Here is a 16,795-nt window from a genome sequence, read left to right on the forward strand (position 1 = left end):
GCATTGCTTACATGTTGAATCTGGAACGCCTGCGGACCCTGGACGCCCTGGCACGGCACGGTTCCGTGAGCGGAGCGGCCGACGGCCTCCATGTCACCACCTCCGCGGTGTCCCAGCAGATGGCCAAACTGGAGCGAGAGGTGGGGCAGCAGCTCCTGGCCAGGAACGGGCGAGGCATCCGCCTCACCGACGCCGGCCGGCTGCTTGCCGACCACGCCGCGAAGATCCTCTCGCAGGTGGAGGTCGCGCAGTCCGACATCGAGGCCCAGCGCGGCCAGGTGGTGGGCGAGGTGCGGCTCGCGGCCTTCCCGACGGCCGCCCGTGGTCTGTTCCCCGCCGCTCTCACCCTGCTCCGCGCCGACCACCCCGAGCTCAGGCTGCGCACGACGGAGCTGGAACCGGAGAGCGGGATCCGTGCGGTGCTCCGGGGCGATGTCGATCTCGCCGTGGTGCTCGACTGGAGCAACAAGCGCCTGCCGGTCCCCGGGGGCATGGCCAGGGCCGAACTCCTCGACGACGCACCGGACATCGCCATGCCCGCCGGCCACCCCCTGGCCGGCCGGGCCGAGGTGGACATCGAGGACTTCGCCGACGACGACTGGGTGTCCTGGCCGGAGGGCGAATTCTGTTACGACTGGCTGATGTTCACCCTGCGATCCACCGGCATCGAGCCCCGCATCGCGCACCTCGCGGGCGAGCACCACACACAGCTCGCCCTGATCGCCGCCGGATTCGGTGTCTGCGTGGCACCCCGGCTGGGAAGAGGGCCGGTGCCGGACGGTGTGAGCCTGGTGCCGGTGCGCCAGCCGATGCGACGCCATGTCCACGCGGTGTGGCGCGCGGACGCGGACCGGCGGCCGTCGATCAGGGCCGCCGTCGGGGCCCTGCGCGCCGCCGGCCGGGCCCTGCACACCCCGATGCCCGCCACTTCTGCGTGATCAGCTCCGCAGGCGTACCGGCAGCGCCCGCACGCTGTTGCCCACGAAGGAGGCGTGGCGGGGCAGTTCGGCCTCAGGGACGGCGAGATCGAGGTCCGGGAAACGCGTGAACAGCTGGGCCAGCGCGGTGGTGCCCTCGAGGCGGGCCAGCGGGGCGCCCATGCAGTAGTGCGCGCCATGGCCGAGCGAGAGGTGCCGGGTCCCGCCACCACGGGTGACGTCGAAGCGCTCGGCGTCCGGGCCGTACGCCGAGGTGTCGCGGCCCGCCGCGGAGTATCCCGCGAGCACCGGCGTCCCCTTGGGGATCAGGGTGCCGTCGAGCGTCAGGTCACGGGTCGGGTAACGGAACGGGAAGTAGCTGACCGGGCTGTCCCAGCGCAGCGTCTCCTCCACCACGTCCGCCCAGCTCGCCCCGCCCGAACGGACCAGGGCGAGCTGGTCCCGGTGGGCGCACAGGGCACGTACGGCGTTGGTGATCAGATTGAGCGTCGTCTCGTGACCGGCGATGACCGTGAGCATCAGGGTGCCGATCAGCTCGTGCGGGCCGAGCCGGTCGCCGTCCGCCTCGCGGGCCGCGAGCAGCGCGCTGATGAGGTCGTCCCCCGGATCCTCCGCCTTCGTTGCCGCGACCGCGCCGAGCACCTCCAGCATCTCCCGGTTGGCCGCCATGGCCTCATCGGGTGCCGTGTCGGTGGCGACCACGCGATTCGACAGTTGGTGCAGCCGGTCGTGGTACCGGGCGTCCACGCCCAGCAGTTCACAGATGACGCTCATGGGCAACGGCAACGCGAAGTGCGTACGCAGATCGACGACACCATCACCGACGGATGCGGCCCGGTCCAGACCGTCCAGCAGCGAAGCCGTCAACGCCTCGACACGCGGCCGTAGTTCCTCGACACGGCGCGCGGTGAACGCCTTGCTCGTCAAGGACCGCAGCCGCCGGTGGTCGGCGCCGTCCGCGGTGGTCACCCCCTGTACCGTCGCGAACGCCTTCAGCGGCCAGCCGTCAGCTATCTCGCCGGCCTGGAGCGCCGCGAAGTGCCGTGCGTCCTTGGCGACATCGGGGTGCGCGAGGAAGTCCCTGAGGGCCTCGTGGCCCAGCACCGCCATGCCCCGCACCTCACCGGGCAGGACCACCGGGGTGACCGAACCCCGCGCCAGCAGGCGGGCGTTGGCCGCGTGGGGGCAGCCGCCCGAGGGATCCATGCGGTGGGGGCTGCCGGGTGCGGAGTTGACCGGTGGCGTGTTCAACGGGGCTCCAGACGGAAAAAGGAAGCGGGCATCGCTGCCCGCCCACGGCACCTTTCGATTATGGACCGGCCGCCCCTCCGCGTGGTGGTCAGCCCGCCTTCTCCACGAACTCCGTGGTGTAGGTCTTGCTGAGATCGACCTTCGTGTCCTTGAGGTTGGGGTTGAACGCCTTCAGGACCCGCTCGACGGTCTCCGGGCCGTCCTTCGGCATCACACCGTCCTCGGTGAACATCGGCAGGGTGCTCTTGATGGCCTTGGCGTACAACTCCGCGCCGCCCTGGGCGTAGTCGGCCGGCATCTTCGCGGCGATCTCCTCCGGTGAGTGTCCTGCCATCCACTTGAGGGTCTTCACGAAGGCGTCGGCCAGCTTCTGCACCGTCTCCTTGTTCTCGTTCACCCAGCTCGTGTTCATGTACAGGCTGGATGACGGGTAGGGGCCGCCGAGCGCCTCCTGCGAGCCTTCGGGGGTGCGCATGTCGACCAGTACCTTGCCGACCTTCTTGTCGAGGATCTGCGTGACCGTCGGGTCGGTGGTCATGCCCGCCTGGATGGAGTTCTGCTGGAGGGCGGAGATGAACGTCTGCCCGGCGCCCACGGCCACGGGGGTGATCCGGTCGGTCTGCACCCCGTTCTTCACCGCCAGGTACTTGGTGAGGAAGTCGGTGGAGGAGCCGAGGCCGGTGACGCCCAGCTTCTTGCCGGAGAAGTCCTTCGGGGACTTGATCTCGTCCGCTGCGGCGTTGGACACCACCTCCACCTCTCCCGAGGTGTGCGAGAGCTGCACGACCGACTCGACCTCCTTCCCCTTCACCTGAAGGTCGAGGGTGTGGTCGTAGAAGCCCACGACACCCTGCACATCACCGGAGATGAGCGAGGTGGTGGCCTGTACGCCGGCGGGCTCGGTCAGCAACTGGACGTCGAGCCCCTCGGCCTCGAAGTAGCCGAGCTTCTGGGTGAGCATCGCCGGCATGTAGATGACCTTGTCCAGGCCACCGACCATGATCTTGACCTGGCCGCCCTCGGTCCCGGCGGACGAATCCCCGCCGCAGGCGCTTGCGGAGGTCAGGGCCAGCACGGTCGCGGCAGCGGCAACGGATGCCTTGAGATGGGTACGCATGGTCACGTCCTTGTGAGTGTGGTGAGGCCGGAGGTTCCGGGATTTCGCGGGTTGCCCTGGTTTCCCGGGCAGGCGGCGAGGGTCAGCGGCCGTCGCCGGCGTCGGCCGGCTTCCATCGGAAGAGGCTGCGTTCGAGGAAGGACAGCAGGGCTTCGGCGAGCAGGGCGACGACCGCGAGGATCACCATGGCCGCGTAGACCCCGGCGGCGTTGAAGGTGCCCTGGGACGCCGAGACGAGCAGTCCGAGGCCCTTGGTGGCGCCGATGTACTCCCCGACGATCGCGCCGATCAGGGCGAAGCCGAAACTCACATGCAGGCTGGTGAAGATCCATGAGGTCGCCGACGGAATGACGACCTGGAAGGTGACCTGCCGGTTGGTCGCGCCGAGGATCCGCGCGTTGGCGACCAGATTCCTGTCCACCTCCCGGGCACCCTGGAAGGCGTTGAAGAAGACCGGGAAGAAGACGAGCACCACGGCCGAGGCGATCTTCGAGGCCGGGCCGAGACCGAACCAGATCAGGAAGATCGGTGCGAGGACGATACGGGGCAGCGCGTTGAGCACCTTGATGTAGGGCCCCAGCACATCGGACAGGAAGCGGACCCTGCCCAGCGCGATCCCGAGGATCACACCGGCGATCACGCCGATGATCCAGCCGACCAGGGCCTCGTACAGCGTGTACCAGATCTGTTCCCACAGGCTGCCCTGCGGGGTGCCGTCCGTCGCCCACCGGCTGATCTGGTCCCAGATCTTCGACGGCATGGAGAAGTTGAACGGATCGATGACCGCCGACCTGGCCAGCCACTCCCACAGGCCCAGCAGGGCGATCAGCAGGAGGACACGGGCGCTGTAGACGGTGATACGACGGTTACGCGCGGCCCGGGCGCGAGCCTGGGCGCGTGTTCCGCCCGGGGTCCCGTCCCGGGGCCCGGCCGTGTCCGCGCTCCTGGCCTCGGTCTGTGCTTTCCCGGCGGGTGCCGAGGTGCTGTCAAGCGGCATCGGACGCACTCCGTTCACGGGTGATGCGGACCTCTTCACCGAGCGAGGACCAGATCTCGCGGTAGATCTCCACGAAACGCGGTTCCAGCCGTACCGCCTCGACCTGCCGGGGGCGCGGCAGATCGATGGTGAAGATCTCCTTGACGGTCGCGGGACCGGCCGTCATGACGACGACCTTGTCCGCAAGGGCGATGGACTCCTCCAGGTCGTGGGTCACGAAGACGACCGAAGCACCGGTGCCGGCCCACAGGTCCAGCAGCTCGTCGGACATCAGAGCCCGCGTCTGCACATCGAGCGCCGAGAACGGCTCGTCCATGAGCAGAAGCTCCGGGTCGTTCACGAAGGTGGCCGCGAGCGCGACGCGCTTGCGCTGCCCACCGGACAGCTGGTGCGGGTAGCGGTCCTCGAACGAGCTGAGGCCGACACGCGCCAGCCAGGAGCGCGCACGATCCCTGGCCTCCGCCTTGGGCACCCCACGGAACCGTGGCCCCGCCATCACATTGGAGAGAACCGACCGCCAGGGGAACACCGCGTCCTGCTGGAAGACGAAGCCGACCTTGTCGCCGATGCCGGACACCGGAGCCCCGCTGACGAGGACCTCGCCCTCGGTGGCCTCCTCCAACCCGCTCACCAGCGTCAGCGTGGTGGACTTCCCGCAGCCGGTGGGGCCCACCACGGCGACGAACTCGCCCTGCTCGACCGTGAGGTTGAGATCGCGTACGGCAGTGTGCAGGCCACCCGACGGGGTGCGGAACACTTTGCTCGCTCCCCGCAACTCGATGACCGGACGTTTCTGAATGTTCATGACCGGGACCGTAGGAGCGGCCCTCGCACGGCGACAGCCTTGTGGGCACAACTCGCCCTTGTGCCCGTAGTACCTGTTCTGCTCGTTGTGCTCACTCGAGAATCACGATCCCGCGCACAGGGGTGGGCAGAGATCCGTGAGCCGTTTACCTTGCGGTTACACAGGAGCAAAGGGGACGGCTCCGCACAGGCCCACGGAAGGAAGGGGAGACCATGCGCCCACGCTGGCCCCAACGGCTCTCCGGACAGGTCCTGGCCGTGCAACTGGCCCTCACGACCGGAGTCGTGGTCCTGGCCATAAGCCTCTTCACCGCGCCCCTCGCCCGCGAGCTCGACGAGGAAGCCATGCACCGCGCCCTGGCCATCGCCCAGACCACCGCGGCGGATCCGGCCATCGCCCGGGGGCTCGTGGCGACCCCGCCGACACCGGACGGTCCTGTCCAGCGGGAGGCCGAGCGCATCAGGCGCGCCACCGGGGCGCTCTACGTGGTGACCATGGACACGCGTGGTGTGCGCTGGTCGCACACCACGACGGCCGAGATCGGCAGGCACGTCTCCACCGACCCGAGCGACCCGCTGTCCGGCCGTGAGGTCAGACAGATCGACAACGGCACGCTGGGCCGTTCGGCACGCGCGAAGGTCCCCCTGTACGACAGCTCCGGTGATGTCGTCGGAGCCGTATCCGTCGGCATCGCCTACGACAGCGTGCGCCACCGCCTGATCGGAGCGCTCCCCGCGCTCCTGCTCTGCGCGGCGGCGGCCCTCGCGGTGGGGGCAGGCGTGGCGGTCGTGGTCTCCCGGCGCCTGCGCCGACGCACCCACGGCATCGCCTTCTCCGACATCTCCTCGCTGCTCGACGAACGGGAGGCGATGCTGCACGGAATCCGTGAGGGTGTGATCGCCTTCGACCCGCGCGGCAGGATCCGGCTCGTCAACGACGAGGCGGCGCGGCTGCTCGGCCTCGACACCGACATGACGGACTACGACCTCGACGCCGTCATGCCGGCCGGCCGCACCGCGGACGTACTGGCAGGGCGGGTCGAGGGCGCCGACCTCCTGACCGTGAGCGGTGACCGCGTGCTGGTGGTCAACCGGATGCCGACCGGCGACGGCGGCGCCGTGGTCTCCCTGCGGGACAGGACCGAGGTCGAACTGCTCGGACGCGAGCTCGACAGCACGCAAGGCCTTCTGGAGGCGCTGCGCGCACAGGGCCACGAGCACGCCAATCGACTGCACACCGTGCTCGGGCTGCTGGAGCTGCGCAGATACACACAGGCCGCCGACTTCGTCACCCACGCCGTGGGCGATCACCGGAGCTCCGCGGAGGAGATCGCCGAGCGGGTCCACGATCCCCTGGTCTCCGCGCTCCTCGTCGGAAAGGCCGTCGTGGCCGCGGAGCGCACGGTCGAGCTGCGTGTCTGCGCGCGTACACGACTGCACGACCGGGTGGCCGCCCCGCGCGATCTCGTGACGGTGCTGGGAAACCTGATCGACAACGCGCTCGACGCCGCCGTGGAGAAGCGCGCCACGGACCCCTTCGTGGAGGTGGAGCTGTGGGCGGAGGGTGCCACCGTGCTGCTCCAGGTCTCCGACACGGGACCCGGTGTCCCCCCTGAGGCCCGCGACGCCATCTTCACCGAGGGGTACAGCACCAAGACCCCGGGCCGCGGCGGCTCCCGTACCGCAACGGTCAGGGTGGGCGGTGTCCGCCCGCACGGCCGGGGAATCGGCCTGTCCCTGGTCCGCCGGCTCGCCGAACGCTACGGAGGGACGGCCCGGGTGACCGCCCGCCCGGGAGGCGGCGCGGTGTTCACCGTGATCCTGCCTGAAATGATCATTCAGGGTCCGGACACGGGAGAGTGCGCCGGCGCCGAGCTCAGCACGGTCGGTGGTGAACGATGATCAACGTCCTGGTCGTGGACGACGACTTCCATGTGGCCGAGATCAACTCCGCCTATGTGGCCCGTGTCCCAGGATTCACCGTGGTGGGCCACGCGCACAACGCGGCCCAGGCGCTGCTCAGCGTGGAGCGCACCACCGTGGACCTCGTCCTGCTCGACCACTACCTGCCGGACGAGAACGGGGTGACCCTGATCCGCCGGCTGCGCCAGCTGGGCCATCACACAGACGTGATCATGGTGACGGCCGCCCGTGACCTGGCGACCGTGCAGCTGGCGCAGCGCTACGGGGCGCTGCAGTATCTGGTCAAGCCCTTCACCTTCTCCAGCCTGCGCGCGCGGCTGGAGGGCTACGCGGCCCTGCGCCGCTCGCTCGACGACTCGGCCAGGACCAGTGAAGCGGGCCAGGACCAGATCGACCGGATCTTCAGCGCGTTCAAGACGGCCGAGCCACCCAGGCCCGCCCTGCCCAAGGGCCACTCGACCGCCACGGTCGGCCTGATCCGCGGAGCCCTGACAGGCAGTGCTCTGCCGCTCTCGGCCCACGAGGTCGCGGCGCGGACGGGCGTCAGCCGGTCCACCGCCCAGCGGTATCTGAAGTACCTCGAAGGCGTGGGACACATCAGGCTCACCCTGAAGTACGGCGACACGGGCCGTCCTGAACACCTCTACTCCTGGGTGGGAGCCTCCTGAGTCCGGACGGCACGGACATGGGCCGAGGCGGCCTGTTCACGCCGCTCGTCCTACGGACCCCAGCTTGCGCTTGTCGACCTTCCCTCCGGCATTGCGCGGGAGTTCGGAGAGCACGACCAGGTCCTTGGGCATCTTGAACGAAGCCAGCCGCCCGTCGAGGAAGCCTGTGAGCTGGGTCAGCGACAGGGCCGTCCCTGGTGCCAGCGTGGCGAAAGCGACCGGCACCTGGCCCCATCGCTCGTCGGATCGACCGACCACCGCGATCTCGCGCACCGAGGGGTGTTCGGCGATGGCGTTCTCCAACTCGGCGCAGTAGATGTTCTCGCCACCGCTGATGATCATGTCCTTCTTGCGGTCGACGACCCAGACGAATCCGTCATCGTCCTGCTTGACCAGGTCTCCGGAGTGGAACCACCCTCCGTGGAAGGCCGCCGCGGTCTCCCGGGGCTTGTTCCAGTACCCCTGAGTCACCGTCGGGCCCCGGTAGACGATCTCGCCGACCTCGCCGGCCGGCACGTCCTCCATGGCCGCGTCGACGATGCGGTACTGGAGGGTCGGGATCGGCCGGCCCACCGATCCGAGTTTGCGCAGCGAGTCCTCGCCTCGTAGCACACAGGTGATCGGCGATGTCTCGGTCTGTCCGAACACCGCGACGTTCAGCGCGTCGGGGAAGCAACGACTCATGGCACGGAGGGTCGCATCGCTCGCGGGCGCGGCCCCCCAGCTGATGACACGCAGCCGCAGATCGCGTTCGCGGATGCCGGGCCGGGCACAGATCAGGTCCCACTGCTGCGGCACGTTGAAGACGACGGTGGCACCCTCCTGTTCGTAGGCGTCGAGTACGGCCTCGGGGTCGAACGCTCCGAGCGGGTGGATCACCACGGTGCTGCCGACCAGGATGTTCGCGACGATCGACCCCAGCCCCGCGATGTGGAAGAAAGGGGCGGTGAGGAATCCGATGTCGGAGTCGTCGAAGATGTCCATGGCCCGGATACAGGTGACCGCCTGCGCCTGCATGTTGCGGTGGGAGAGCATCACACCCTTCGGCTGCCCTGTGGTGCCCGAGGTGTACATGATCAGCGCGGTGGCTTCCTCACTGATGTCGAGCGGTGCCATCGGCTCGTGCCCGGCGAGGAAGTCCTCGTAGGGGAGATGCTCACCGGTCGCGTCACCGGTCGCGTCACCGGGCTCGCCGATGACGATCACCGTGTCGGTCGAGGCAGCCGGTACCCGCCGGAGCAGCGGCAGCAGTGCTGCGTCGACCACGATCGCGGAGGGCGTGCAGTCGGCCAGGATATGGCCGAGTTCCGGCGCGGCCAGCCGGAAGTTGAGAGGGACCGCCATCGCTCCCAGGCTGTTCGTGGCGAGGACGCTCTCCACGAACCAGGGATGGTTCAGGGTCAGCAGGGCCACCCGGTTCCCTTCACACACGCCCAGGGAGGCGAGCGCGGCCGCCAGCTGCAGCGAGCGCCGCGCGAGCCCCGCCCAGGTCGTGGTGGCGCCGAGGTATCGCAGGGCGGGCTTGTCCGGCCGCATCATCGCGTGCGTGGCCGCGTGCGCCATCCAGTGGTTCCGGAAGGACCAGGCGGGAGCAGTATCCATGGCCGTGCCACTCCTTGCACTCTGAGGGGATCGAGGTGGAGGACGGGCGTCATTATGCCCGCGAAACAGTCACCCAAGAAGGGTTTTGTTAATCAGAAATCACAGGGTGTGAAGCGGAGGCCGCTTGTCGCGCGGGCGTTGCCCCGGCCGTTTCAGCCCCGCGGACGTCCTGTGATTGACTTGCGGCCATGCTTCGGTCCCCCTGTTCGCCCGCTCGCCTGTGAGCGCCGATCCGGTCGCGGAAACGCGGCCGCGCAACCGCAGGCAGCTCATCGTCGAGGCCGCCGGCCCGGTGTTCAGCGAGCGCGGGTATCACGCGGCTTCCATGGGCGAGATCGCCGCCGAGGTGGGCATCAGTGCGGCGGCCCTGTACCGGCATTTCCCCAACAAGTACGCGCTGTTCGCCGAGTGCGCGACCATCACGGTGAACAGGCTGGTCGAGGCCGTGGACGGAGTGCCGCCCGAGGCGGGCCTTCCGGAGTTGCTGCATGCGGTGACCCGCGTCGCCGTGGCCCATCGCGCCGAGGGCGGGCTGTACCGGTGGGAGGCCCGCTACCTCGACCGCGAGGACCGTCGACTTCTGCGGGCGGAGTTCGCACGCGTGGTGGGAAGGGTGACCGAGGCGGTGCGCCGGGAGCATGCGACACCGCTGGCGGAGCTGAGTGCCGTGTCGGCCCTCGGAGCGATCGGGTCCATCTCCATGCACCGCGTCTCCATCGCCCAGCGCCGGGCTGAGGACGTCCTCCTGTCATCCGCCCTCGGTGTGGCCGCCACCGATCCCGCGGAACGGACGTGCGGGCCGCGCTCCGTCGAACTGCCCGCCCGTCCGGAGCCGCGCACGCGACGTGCGGAGATCCTGGCCGCCGCCGTCCCGTTGTTCGCCAGGGACGGGTTCGCCAAGGTGACCAACGGTCAGATCGCCGAGGCGGTCGGGCTGGTCCCGTCCGCCATCTACCGTCACTACCCCACCAAGATGGACATCCTGGTGGCGGCGTGCCTGCAGGCCGCGGAACTGCTGGCCCAGGCGGTCGGCCGGAGTGTCGACGCGACCGCCGACCCGCACGAGGCCCTGGCCACACTGGCCGCCACCTACGTGGCCTACAGCTTCGAGCACACCGCTCTCACCGGCGTCGCCGAAGCCGAGGTCATCGGTCTGCCCCACGAACTGCGAGAGCCACTCGTGCGCGCGCAGCGCGACCACATCGCCGTGTGGGAACGGCAACTGCTTCTGGCGCGATCGGAGTTGGATCCCCGGCAGGCGCGCGTGCTGGTCCATGCGGGATTCGGCGTCGTGGTCGAGGCAGGTCGCGCGGTGCACTGGCGGGACACCCCAGAGCAGCGCAGTTCCGTCACCGCTCTGGTCATCGGCGCCCTCGGTCTGACGTAGCGAGGAGGGCCTGTGCGGCGGGGCCGGTTCAAGCCCCCGGCCGGTTGGCGGCGGGGAGGGTGATCGGAGTCTGCGTCGGCGAGGTCGCGTTGTTCAGGAACAGCATCGCAACGCCACGCACGAACTGGTCGAACAGATAGAGGCCGTCCGGGACGACGGGCGAGAGCCCCTCACGGAACGCGACGTAGGTCGGCCAGGCCACCTTGATCAGGGCCCGTGACACCCAGTCCCGCGGCAGCTCCAGCCAGTCGGCGTATGTGTCACCGATCAGGTAGCGGACCATCTCGTTGACGAAGCCGGTGGTCAGTCCCAGGGTCGCGTCCTCGATGTACCCGAGTAATGTCCTGGCCAGGCTGATGCCCTCGACCGTCGGCGAGACCACGGGCCAAAGCATCTGGTCGGCCTGCTTCTGCGCCTCGGCCCAGCTGGCCGGAATGAACTGGTGCTGCACGCCGAGCAGGTGAAGAGCGACCTGCCAGGCGTGCAGGTCGGCGGCCTCCTCGTCGGCCGATACCTTGACGCCCCATTTCTTCATGTTGTTGTACGCGACGGTGGCCACGGAGTGGAAGGTGACCAGGATGTCCCCGTTGCTGATGGGCTTCGGCTGGTCCGCGGTCTCCATGAAGCGCTTCGAGGTCACCAGCAGGTTGCGGACCACCGAGTGCACCAGGCGCGTCTTGTTGGCGCTCACGACGAAGTACCCCGAGGGCTGCCAGGCCGTCGGACTGTGCAGGTCGTATCCGAAGGTGAAGGTCTTCGCCGCGCGTTCCTTCATGTCGGCGCCGCCGGCCGACCAGTAGACAGCCCTGGCCTCCCGAGGGATCACGGTGCTGAGAATCCCGCTGCCCAGGCTCTCCGATACGAACAGATAGCTGTTCATGCGCTTGTAGAACTTCTCGGACGCGGCGAGCAGTTCGGAGTTCGCCCACGTGGGAAGTCGGTTGGCCTCCCCCAGGTAGTCGGTCAGGTGGCCGGGCATGCCGGACGGCAGAGCGTCGCCGTTACGGATCCATGAGTCCCAGGCCTTGTTGACCGCGGGGATCGAACCGTCGGCGAGGAGTCGCGCGGCGACCTCGTCCGCGTCCGGGTCCCAGATCTGGAAGGGGTCGGTGACCGTGTCGGTACCGGTGATCGAGCCGGCCGAGGACCACGACCAGGCGCTCGGGGTACTCGCGATGCTAGCGAGGCCAAGTACGGCGCCGATCGACAGGGCGCGCCTTCGAGTGAGATCTTCCATTTACTTCTCTACCTTCCACGCGATCGGACAGCACCTCATAGAAGCAGGCAGGAAGCCAACTTCGAGCTGGCCACAAGGTTGTCCTGCGGTGTGATTTCTGATTAACATAACGATGCGTCGATTGCTCGGCAAGACCCGTGCACGCCCTGGAACGCCGCTTCGGGCCGACGCCGTCGGTGTTGTCCGTGCCGCGGACCGCGGCGGCAGCGGCCCCACCGGACCCCCGCACCTGCCAGGCCCCCTCGCTAGGAGTCCTCATGAACACGGAGCAGGACCCGTTGGAAGCTCCTTCACCCATGGCGCGGACGGGTGCGCGTCCACCCTGGGTGAGCGAAGAGCTGATCAGGGGGTGGTGTGCCTGGGTGCACCACGACGCGACCGGTCCGAAGCCGCGTGCCGCGGAGCCTCTGACCGCGCTCGCGCCGTTCGACCTGTCGCCGATCGCCCCCGTTCCCTCCTGCGTTCCGAAGGACGTCGAGTCCGCCGCCGCTGTGGCCGCCGCTGCCCAGGGGGAGTGGGCACGAACGCCGTTCGGGCGTCGCGGTGAGACCGTGCTGGCCTTCCACGATCTGCTCCTCGACCGGCAGGACCAGGTGCTCGACCTGATCCAGTGGGAGACAGGGAAGGCCCGCTACCACGCCTGGCAGGAAGTGGCGCAGGTCGCGACCATCGCCCGGCACTATGCGCGGCGCGGCGGCAAGTATCTGGCCGCCCGCCGGGTGCGGGGTATGGTCCCCGGCCTCACCAAGGTCAGACAGGTGCGGGTACCCAGAGGTGTGGTCGGGGTCGTCTCCCCATGGAACTACCCGCTCTACCTCGGGGTCGGCGACGTACTGCCGGCGCTGCTGGCCGGGAACGGCGTGGTCTCCAAGGCAGACCCCCAGGCCGCCCTCACCCTGCTGTGGGCACGAGCCCTCCTGGACGAGGCGGGCCTGCCTGCCGACCTGTGGCGGATCGTCGCCGGTGACGGTGTCGTCCTGGGAACCGCGCTGGTCGATGCGGTCGACTTCGCTTGTTTCACCGGGTCGACCGCCACCGGCCGGACCGTCGCCGAGCGTGCCGCCCGGCGGCTGATCGGCACCTCGCTCGAACTCGGCGGGAAGAACCCACTCATCGTGCGTGAGGATGCCGACATCGCCGCGGCGGCGGTCGGCACCGCCGTGGCCGCGTTCACGAACACCGGGCAGATGTGCGTCCACGTCGAACGCGTCTACGCGCACGAGAAGGTGTACGACGCCTTCCGAGACGAACTGGTCAGGGTGACCGAGTCGCTGAGGCTGGGAAGGTCGTACGACTACACCACCGACCTGGGATCGCTGGTCTCACCGGCACGGCTCGCGGCAGTCGAGGCCCATGTCGAGGACGCCTTGGCCAAGGGCGCCAAGGTGCTCACGGGCGGCCGGGCGCGGCCCGACGCCGGGCCGCTGTTCCACGCGCCCACGATCCTTGAGGGCGTCACCCCGGACATGGACGTCCACGCTCATGAGACGTTCGGGCCGGTCCTCTCGCTGTACCGGTACTCCACGGACGACGAGGCGCTGGACCTGGCCAACCAGGGGTCCTACGGTCTGTCGGCGTCGATCTGGACGAAGGACACCCGGGAGGCCGCCCGGATGGCCGGGCTGATCCGCTCCGGATCGGTCAACATCAACGACGGCGCGACCGCCGCGGCGGGAAGCGTCGAGGGCGAGATGGGCGGTAGGGGCGACAGCGGGCTCGGCCGTCGGCACGGTGCGGAGGGCATCCGCAAGCACACCGAGGCCCAGACGGTCGCCACGCAGCGCCTCGTACGGCTCGGGCCGCCGCCCGGCCGGTCGGCGGAGAGCTTCGTCCGCCTCACCAACGGCCAACTGGCTCTGCTCCGCCGGCTGCGTGTGCGATGAGCGGCGGCATGCATCCCGTGCGCGAGCGATGGGACGCTCTGCGGACGGCGACGGAACAGGTGGACCCAGCAGCGCTCGACGCCCTGTGGCCCGACCTCGAAACGGTCGACGCCTCGTCGATCCTCGGCTCCTGGCGGGGCTTCGCCTTCCGCACCGGCCATCCGGTGGAACGGGTGCTGGCACGCAGCCGATGGTACGGAAAGCACTTCGTGGCCCTGGACGACGCCAAGCCGTTGATCTGCCGGGCGGAGGACGGCGGCCTCTACTCCGACACCGTGTCGTGCCGCGGCGAGGCCGGCCTCTGGAACATCGAGTTCCGTGGCGAGGTGACCGCTGCCATGGTGTACGACGGGGTACCGGTGTTCGACCACTTCAAGCGGGTGGACGACACCACCCTCCTCGGCGTGATGAACGGCAAGGCCGCCACGGTCTCCGACACCGGCCACCTCTTCTACTTCGGCCTGGAGCGCGAATGAGAGTCGCCGCGGTCCTGTCCCGCGGTGCGGCGCCCAGCGAGATGGTGGACGCCGAACTCGACGATCCCCGGTCCGACGAGGTGATCGTCCGGATCGAGGCGGCAGGCGTATGCCATACGGATCTGGTGACCCGACAGGGGCTCGGAGAGCGCCCGGCCGTCCTCGGCCACGAAGGGTGCGGCATCGTCGAACACCTGGGTCCCGCTGCCACGGGGCTCGCGGCCGGAGACCGGGTCGTTGTCTCCTTCGCCTCGTGCGGTGGATGCGCGCAGTGCCGGGCCGGACTTCCGGGTTACTGTGCATGGGCAACCGCACTCAACGGTTCCGGACGGCGTATCGACAGTTCACCGACGATACGTGTACGGGGCGAGCCCGTCTTCGCGTCCTTCTTCGGCCAGTCGTCCTTCGCCACGGCCGCGTTGACCGCCGCCCGCTCCTGTGTACCCGTCGGTGACATCCCTCCGGAGGTGGCCGCGCCGCTGGGATGCGGGTTCCTGACCGGCGCGGGCGCGGTGCTCAAGGTCCTGCGCCCCCGGCACGGCGACCGTCTCCTGGTCCTCGGGGCGGGCGCTGTGGGCTCGGCCGCCGCACTCACCGCGCTGTCCGAGGACGTCGAGGTCGTGGTGGCGGAGCCGGTCCGGGCCCGGCGCGCACTTCTCGAGCGGTGTGGTGCCGCAGCCGTCGTCTCGCTGGACGAGCCGATGCCACCGGTGACCCACGTACTCGACACCACAGGCCGCCCGGAGCTGATCGTCCGGGCGCTTGCCCTGCTCCAGCCGTGCGGAGTGCTCGTCCTGGTCGGGCTCGGTCCCGCCGAAGTCTCCCTCGATCTGCGGTCCCTGATGATGCGCGGGCTCCGGATACGCGGTTGTGTCGAGGGCGATGCCGACCCCGCGGCGCTCATCCCCCATCTGATCCAGCGATACCGGCGCGGTCGGCTGCCCCTCGACCGTCTGGTGACCACCTACCCGCTGGCCGACCTCGACCGGGCAGTGGCCGACCAGCGGTCCGGCCTGACGACGAAGCCGGTGCTTCTGCCCGGCGGCTGACCGCAGGCCACACCCCGAACCCCTCCGACGTGGATCTCAAAGAGGAGTCCTGATGACCGACGTGACCTCTGCCGAACGGTCGCTCTACGACGGGGAACACGAAATGCTCCGGGCGACGGCTCGCGCCTTCGCCGACAAGCACGCCGCACCCCACGCCGAGCGCTGGCGGCACGAGGGGAAGGTCGATCGGGAGCTCTTCGTGGAGGCCACACGGGCCGGGATCCTCGGTTTCGGCATCCCTGAGAAGTACGGCGGCGCCGGGGTCACCGACTACCGCTTCAACGCGGTGATCGGCGAGGAGTTCTCGCGCCACCCCGCGGCGGACGGCCTCGCGGCGGTGACACTGTCCAACGACATCGTGTTGCCCTACTTCACCGATCTGACCGACGACCGGCAGAAGTCCCGCTGGCTTCCGGGTATCGCAGCCGGGGACGTCGTCGTCGCCGTGGCGATGACCGAGCCCGGTACCGGCAGTGACCTGGCCGGGATCGCCACGACCGCCGTCCGCGACGGGGACGACTACGTCGTCGACGGCAGCAAGGTCTTCATCTCCAACGGGCAGAACGCCGACCTCGTCGTCGCCGCCGTCAGGACCGGTCCGGACCGCCACGGAGGCATCAGCCTGCTGGTGATCGAGGCCGACCGGCCCGGATTCTCGCGGGGCCGCAACCTGGAGAAGATCGGGCTGCACGCGCAGGACACCAGCGAACTGTACTTCCAGGGCGTGCGGGTACCCGTCGCCAACCTGCTGGGTGAAGAGGGCGCGGGCTTCAAATCCCTGATGCGCAATCTCCCGCAGGAGCGGATATCGATCGCAGCCAACGCCGTGGCCTCCATCGAGGGAGTGCTTGAGCGGACCCTTGACTATGTGAGGGAACGCAAGGCGTTCGGCCGAACGATCGGCTCCTTCCAGAACACCCGCTTCCAGCTGGCTGAGATGGTCACCACGGCGCGGGTCGGCCGCGTGTACCTGGACGATCTGCTGGCCCGGCACTCCCGCGGCGCTCTCACCGCGGTGGACGCCGCGTCCGCGAAGTTCTGGGCCACCGAACACTACGTCGACATCGTCGGGCGCTGCCTTCAACTGCACGGCGCCTACGGCTACATGCGGGAGTACCGCATCGCCCACGACTACCTCGACTCGCGGATCACCACCATCTACGGGGGCACCACCGAGATCATGAAGGAGATCGTCGGCCGCGATCTGGGCCTGTAGTTCCCACCCTAGGAGCGTGCCGGACGCCACGGCGTCGGCAAGACCGTCAAACGCGCCGAATCGATCAAGGAACACCGAGGTCATCACCGTTGAACGCCGAGCTCAGCCGCATCTGCGCGCCGTCGCAGTGGAGGGCCGCATCGCCCGCGATCACGCTCGGTCACTATGCTGACTTCGTGGCGGCGGCCGGGCCGTGTGGGCCTGGACCGGGGCGGCCCGTCGTGGACGGCACGGTGAGAGACATGGA

At 69.2% G+C, this 16,795-nt stretch carries 14 protein-coding genes; 8 read left to right on the forward strand and 6 right to left on the reverse strand.

Translation table 11 applies throughout. The annotated features are described in order from the left end of the window. Nucleotides 1-11 precede the first annotated feature (11 nt). Complete coding sequence (locus OG623_RS30800) at nt 12-938, forward strand: LysR substrate-binding domain-containing protein (protein ID WP_406150862.1); 927 nt, start codon at nt 12-14, stop codon at nt 936-938. Here the strand turns inward: OG623_RS30800 and OG623_RS30805 are convergent, their stop codons facing one another. The 4 genes from OG623_RS30805 to OG623_RS30820 all read right to left on the reverse strand — a co-directional run bounded on the left by OG623_RS30805 (nt 939) and on the right by OG623_RS30820 (nt 5,108). Next, nucleotides 939-2,144, reverse strand: coding sequence for a cytochrome P450 (locus tag OG623_RS30805; RefSeq protein WP_406152081.1), 1,206 nt, complete (start codon nt 2,142-2,144; stop codon nt 939-941). 133 nt (nt 2,145-2,277) lie between these two features. Further along, entirely contained in the window at nt 2,278-3,306 is a 1,029-nt protein-coding gene (locus tag OG623_RS30810; RefSeq protein ID WP_406150863.1) for an ABC transporter substrate-binding protein, read from the reverse strand. A gap of 82 nt (nt 3,307-3,388) precedes the next feature. Beyond that, nucleotides 3,389-4,303 (reverse strand): ABC transporter permease, encoded by a 915-nt coding sequence (locus OG623_RS30815; protein WP_406150864.1) that lies wholly within the window; start codon nt 4,301-4,303, stop codon nt 3,389-3,391. After that, entirely contained in the window at nt 4,293-5,108 is an 816-nt protein-coding gene (locus OG623_RS30820; protein WP_406150865.1) for an ABC transporter ATP-binding protein, read from the reverse strand. The genes OG623_RS30815 and OG623_RS30820 overlap by 11 nt, the downstream gene beginning before the upstream one ends. 212 nt (nt 5,109-5,320) lie before the next feature. On the opposite strand from OG623_RS30820, the gene OG623_RS30825 reads away from it, so the two are divergent. Together OG623_RS30825 and OG623_RS30830 are read left to right on the forward strand one after the other, a co-directional pair. After that, complete coding sequence (locus OG623_RS30825; RefSeq protein WP_406150866.1) at nt 5,321-7,009, forward strand: ATP-binding protein; 1,689 nt, start codon at nt 5,321-5,323, stop codon at nt 7,007-7,009. Continuing rightward, entirely contained in the window at nt 7,006-7,698 is a 693-nt protein-coding gene (locus tag OG623_RS30830) for a response regulator (RefSeq protein ID WP_406150867.1), read from the forward strand. Before OG623_RS30825 ends, OG623_RS30830 begins: the two co-directional genes overlap by 4 nt. Nucleotides 7,699-7,734: 36 nt before the next feature. Here the strand turns inward: OG623_RS30830 and OG623_RS30835 are convergent, their stop codons facing one another. After that, entirely contained in the window at nt 7,735-9,300 is a 1,566-nt protein-coding gene (locus OG623_RS30835) for an AMP-binding protein (RefSeq protein ID WP_406150868.1), read from the reverse strand. Between the two features lie 220 nt (nt 9,301-9,520). On the opposite strand from OG623_RS30835, the gene OG623_RS30840 reads away from it, so the two are divergent. Continuing rightward, nucleotides 9,521-10,687, forward strand: coding sequence for a TetR/AcrR family transcriptional regulator (locus tag OG623_RS30840; RefSeq protein WP_406150869.1), 1,167 nt, complete (start codon nt 9,521-9,523; stop codon nt 10,685-10,687). A 28-nt stretch (nt 10,688-10,715) separates the two neighbouring features. On the opposite strand, the gene OG623_RS30845 is transcribed toward OG623_RS30840, so the two are convergent. Continuing rightward, nucleotides 10,716-11,924, reverse strand: coding sequence for an oxygenase MpaB family protein (locus OG623_RS30845; protein ID WP_406150870.1), 1,209 nt, complete (start codon nt 11,922-11,924; stop codon nt 10,716-10,718). Between the two features lie 257 nt (nt 11,925-12,181). On the opposite strand from OG623_RS30845, the gene OG623_RS30850 reads away from it, so the two are divergent. The 4 genes from OG623_RS30850 to OG623_RS30865 are packed head-to-tail and all read left to right on the forward strand — an operon-like array spanning nt 12,182 to nt 16,548. Then, nucleotides 12,182-13,807: a succinic semialdehyde dehydrogenase gene (locus OG623_RS30850; RefSeq protein ID WP_406150871.1), complete on the forward strand. Its 1,626-nt coding sequence runs from the start codon at nt 12,182-12,184 to the stop codon at nt 13,805-13,807. An 8-nt stretch (nt 13,808-13,815) separates the two neighbouring features. After that, nucleotides 13,816-14,283 (forward strand): DUF4334 domain-containing protein, encoded by a 468-nt coding sequence (locus tag OG623_RS30855; protein WP_406150872.1) that lies wholly within the window; start codon nt 13,816-13,818, stop codon nt 14,281-14,283. Then, entirely contained in the window at nt 14,280-15,332 is a 1,053-nt protein-coding gene (locus OG623_RS30860) for an alcohol dehydrogenase catalytic domain-containing protein (RefSeq protein WP_406150873.1), read from the forward strand. Before OG623_RS30855 ends, OG623_RS30860 begins: the two co-directional genes overlap by 4 nt. A 52-nt stretch (nt 15,333-15,384) precedes the next feature. Continuing rightward, nucleotides 15,385-16,548, forward strand: a complete 1,164-nt coding sequence (locus OG623_RS30865) for an acyl-CoA dehydrogenase family protein (protein ID WP_406150874.1) — start codon at nt 15,385-15,387, stop codon at nt 16,546-16,548. The last annotated feature ends 247 nt before the right edge of the window (nt 16,549-16,795 follow it).

Source organism: Streptomyces sp. NBC_01012 (genome assembly GCF_045162755.1).
In the GTDB taxonomy this organism is placed as follows: domain Bacteria; phylum Actinomycetota; class Actinomycetes; order Streptomycetales; family Streptomycetaceae; genus Streptomyces.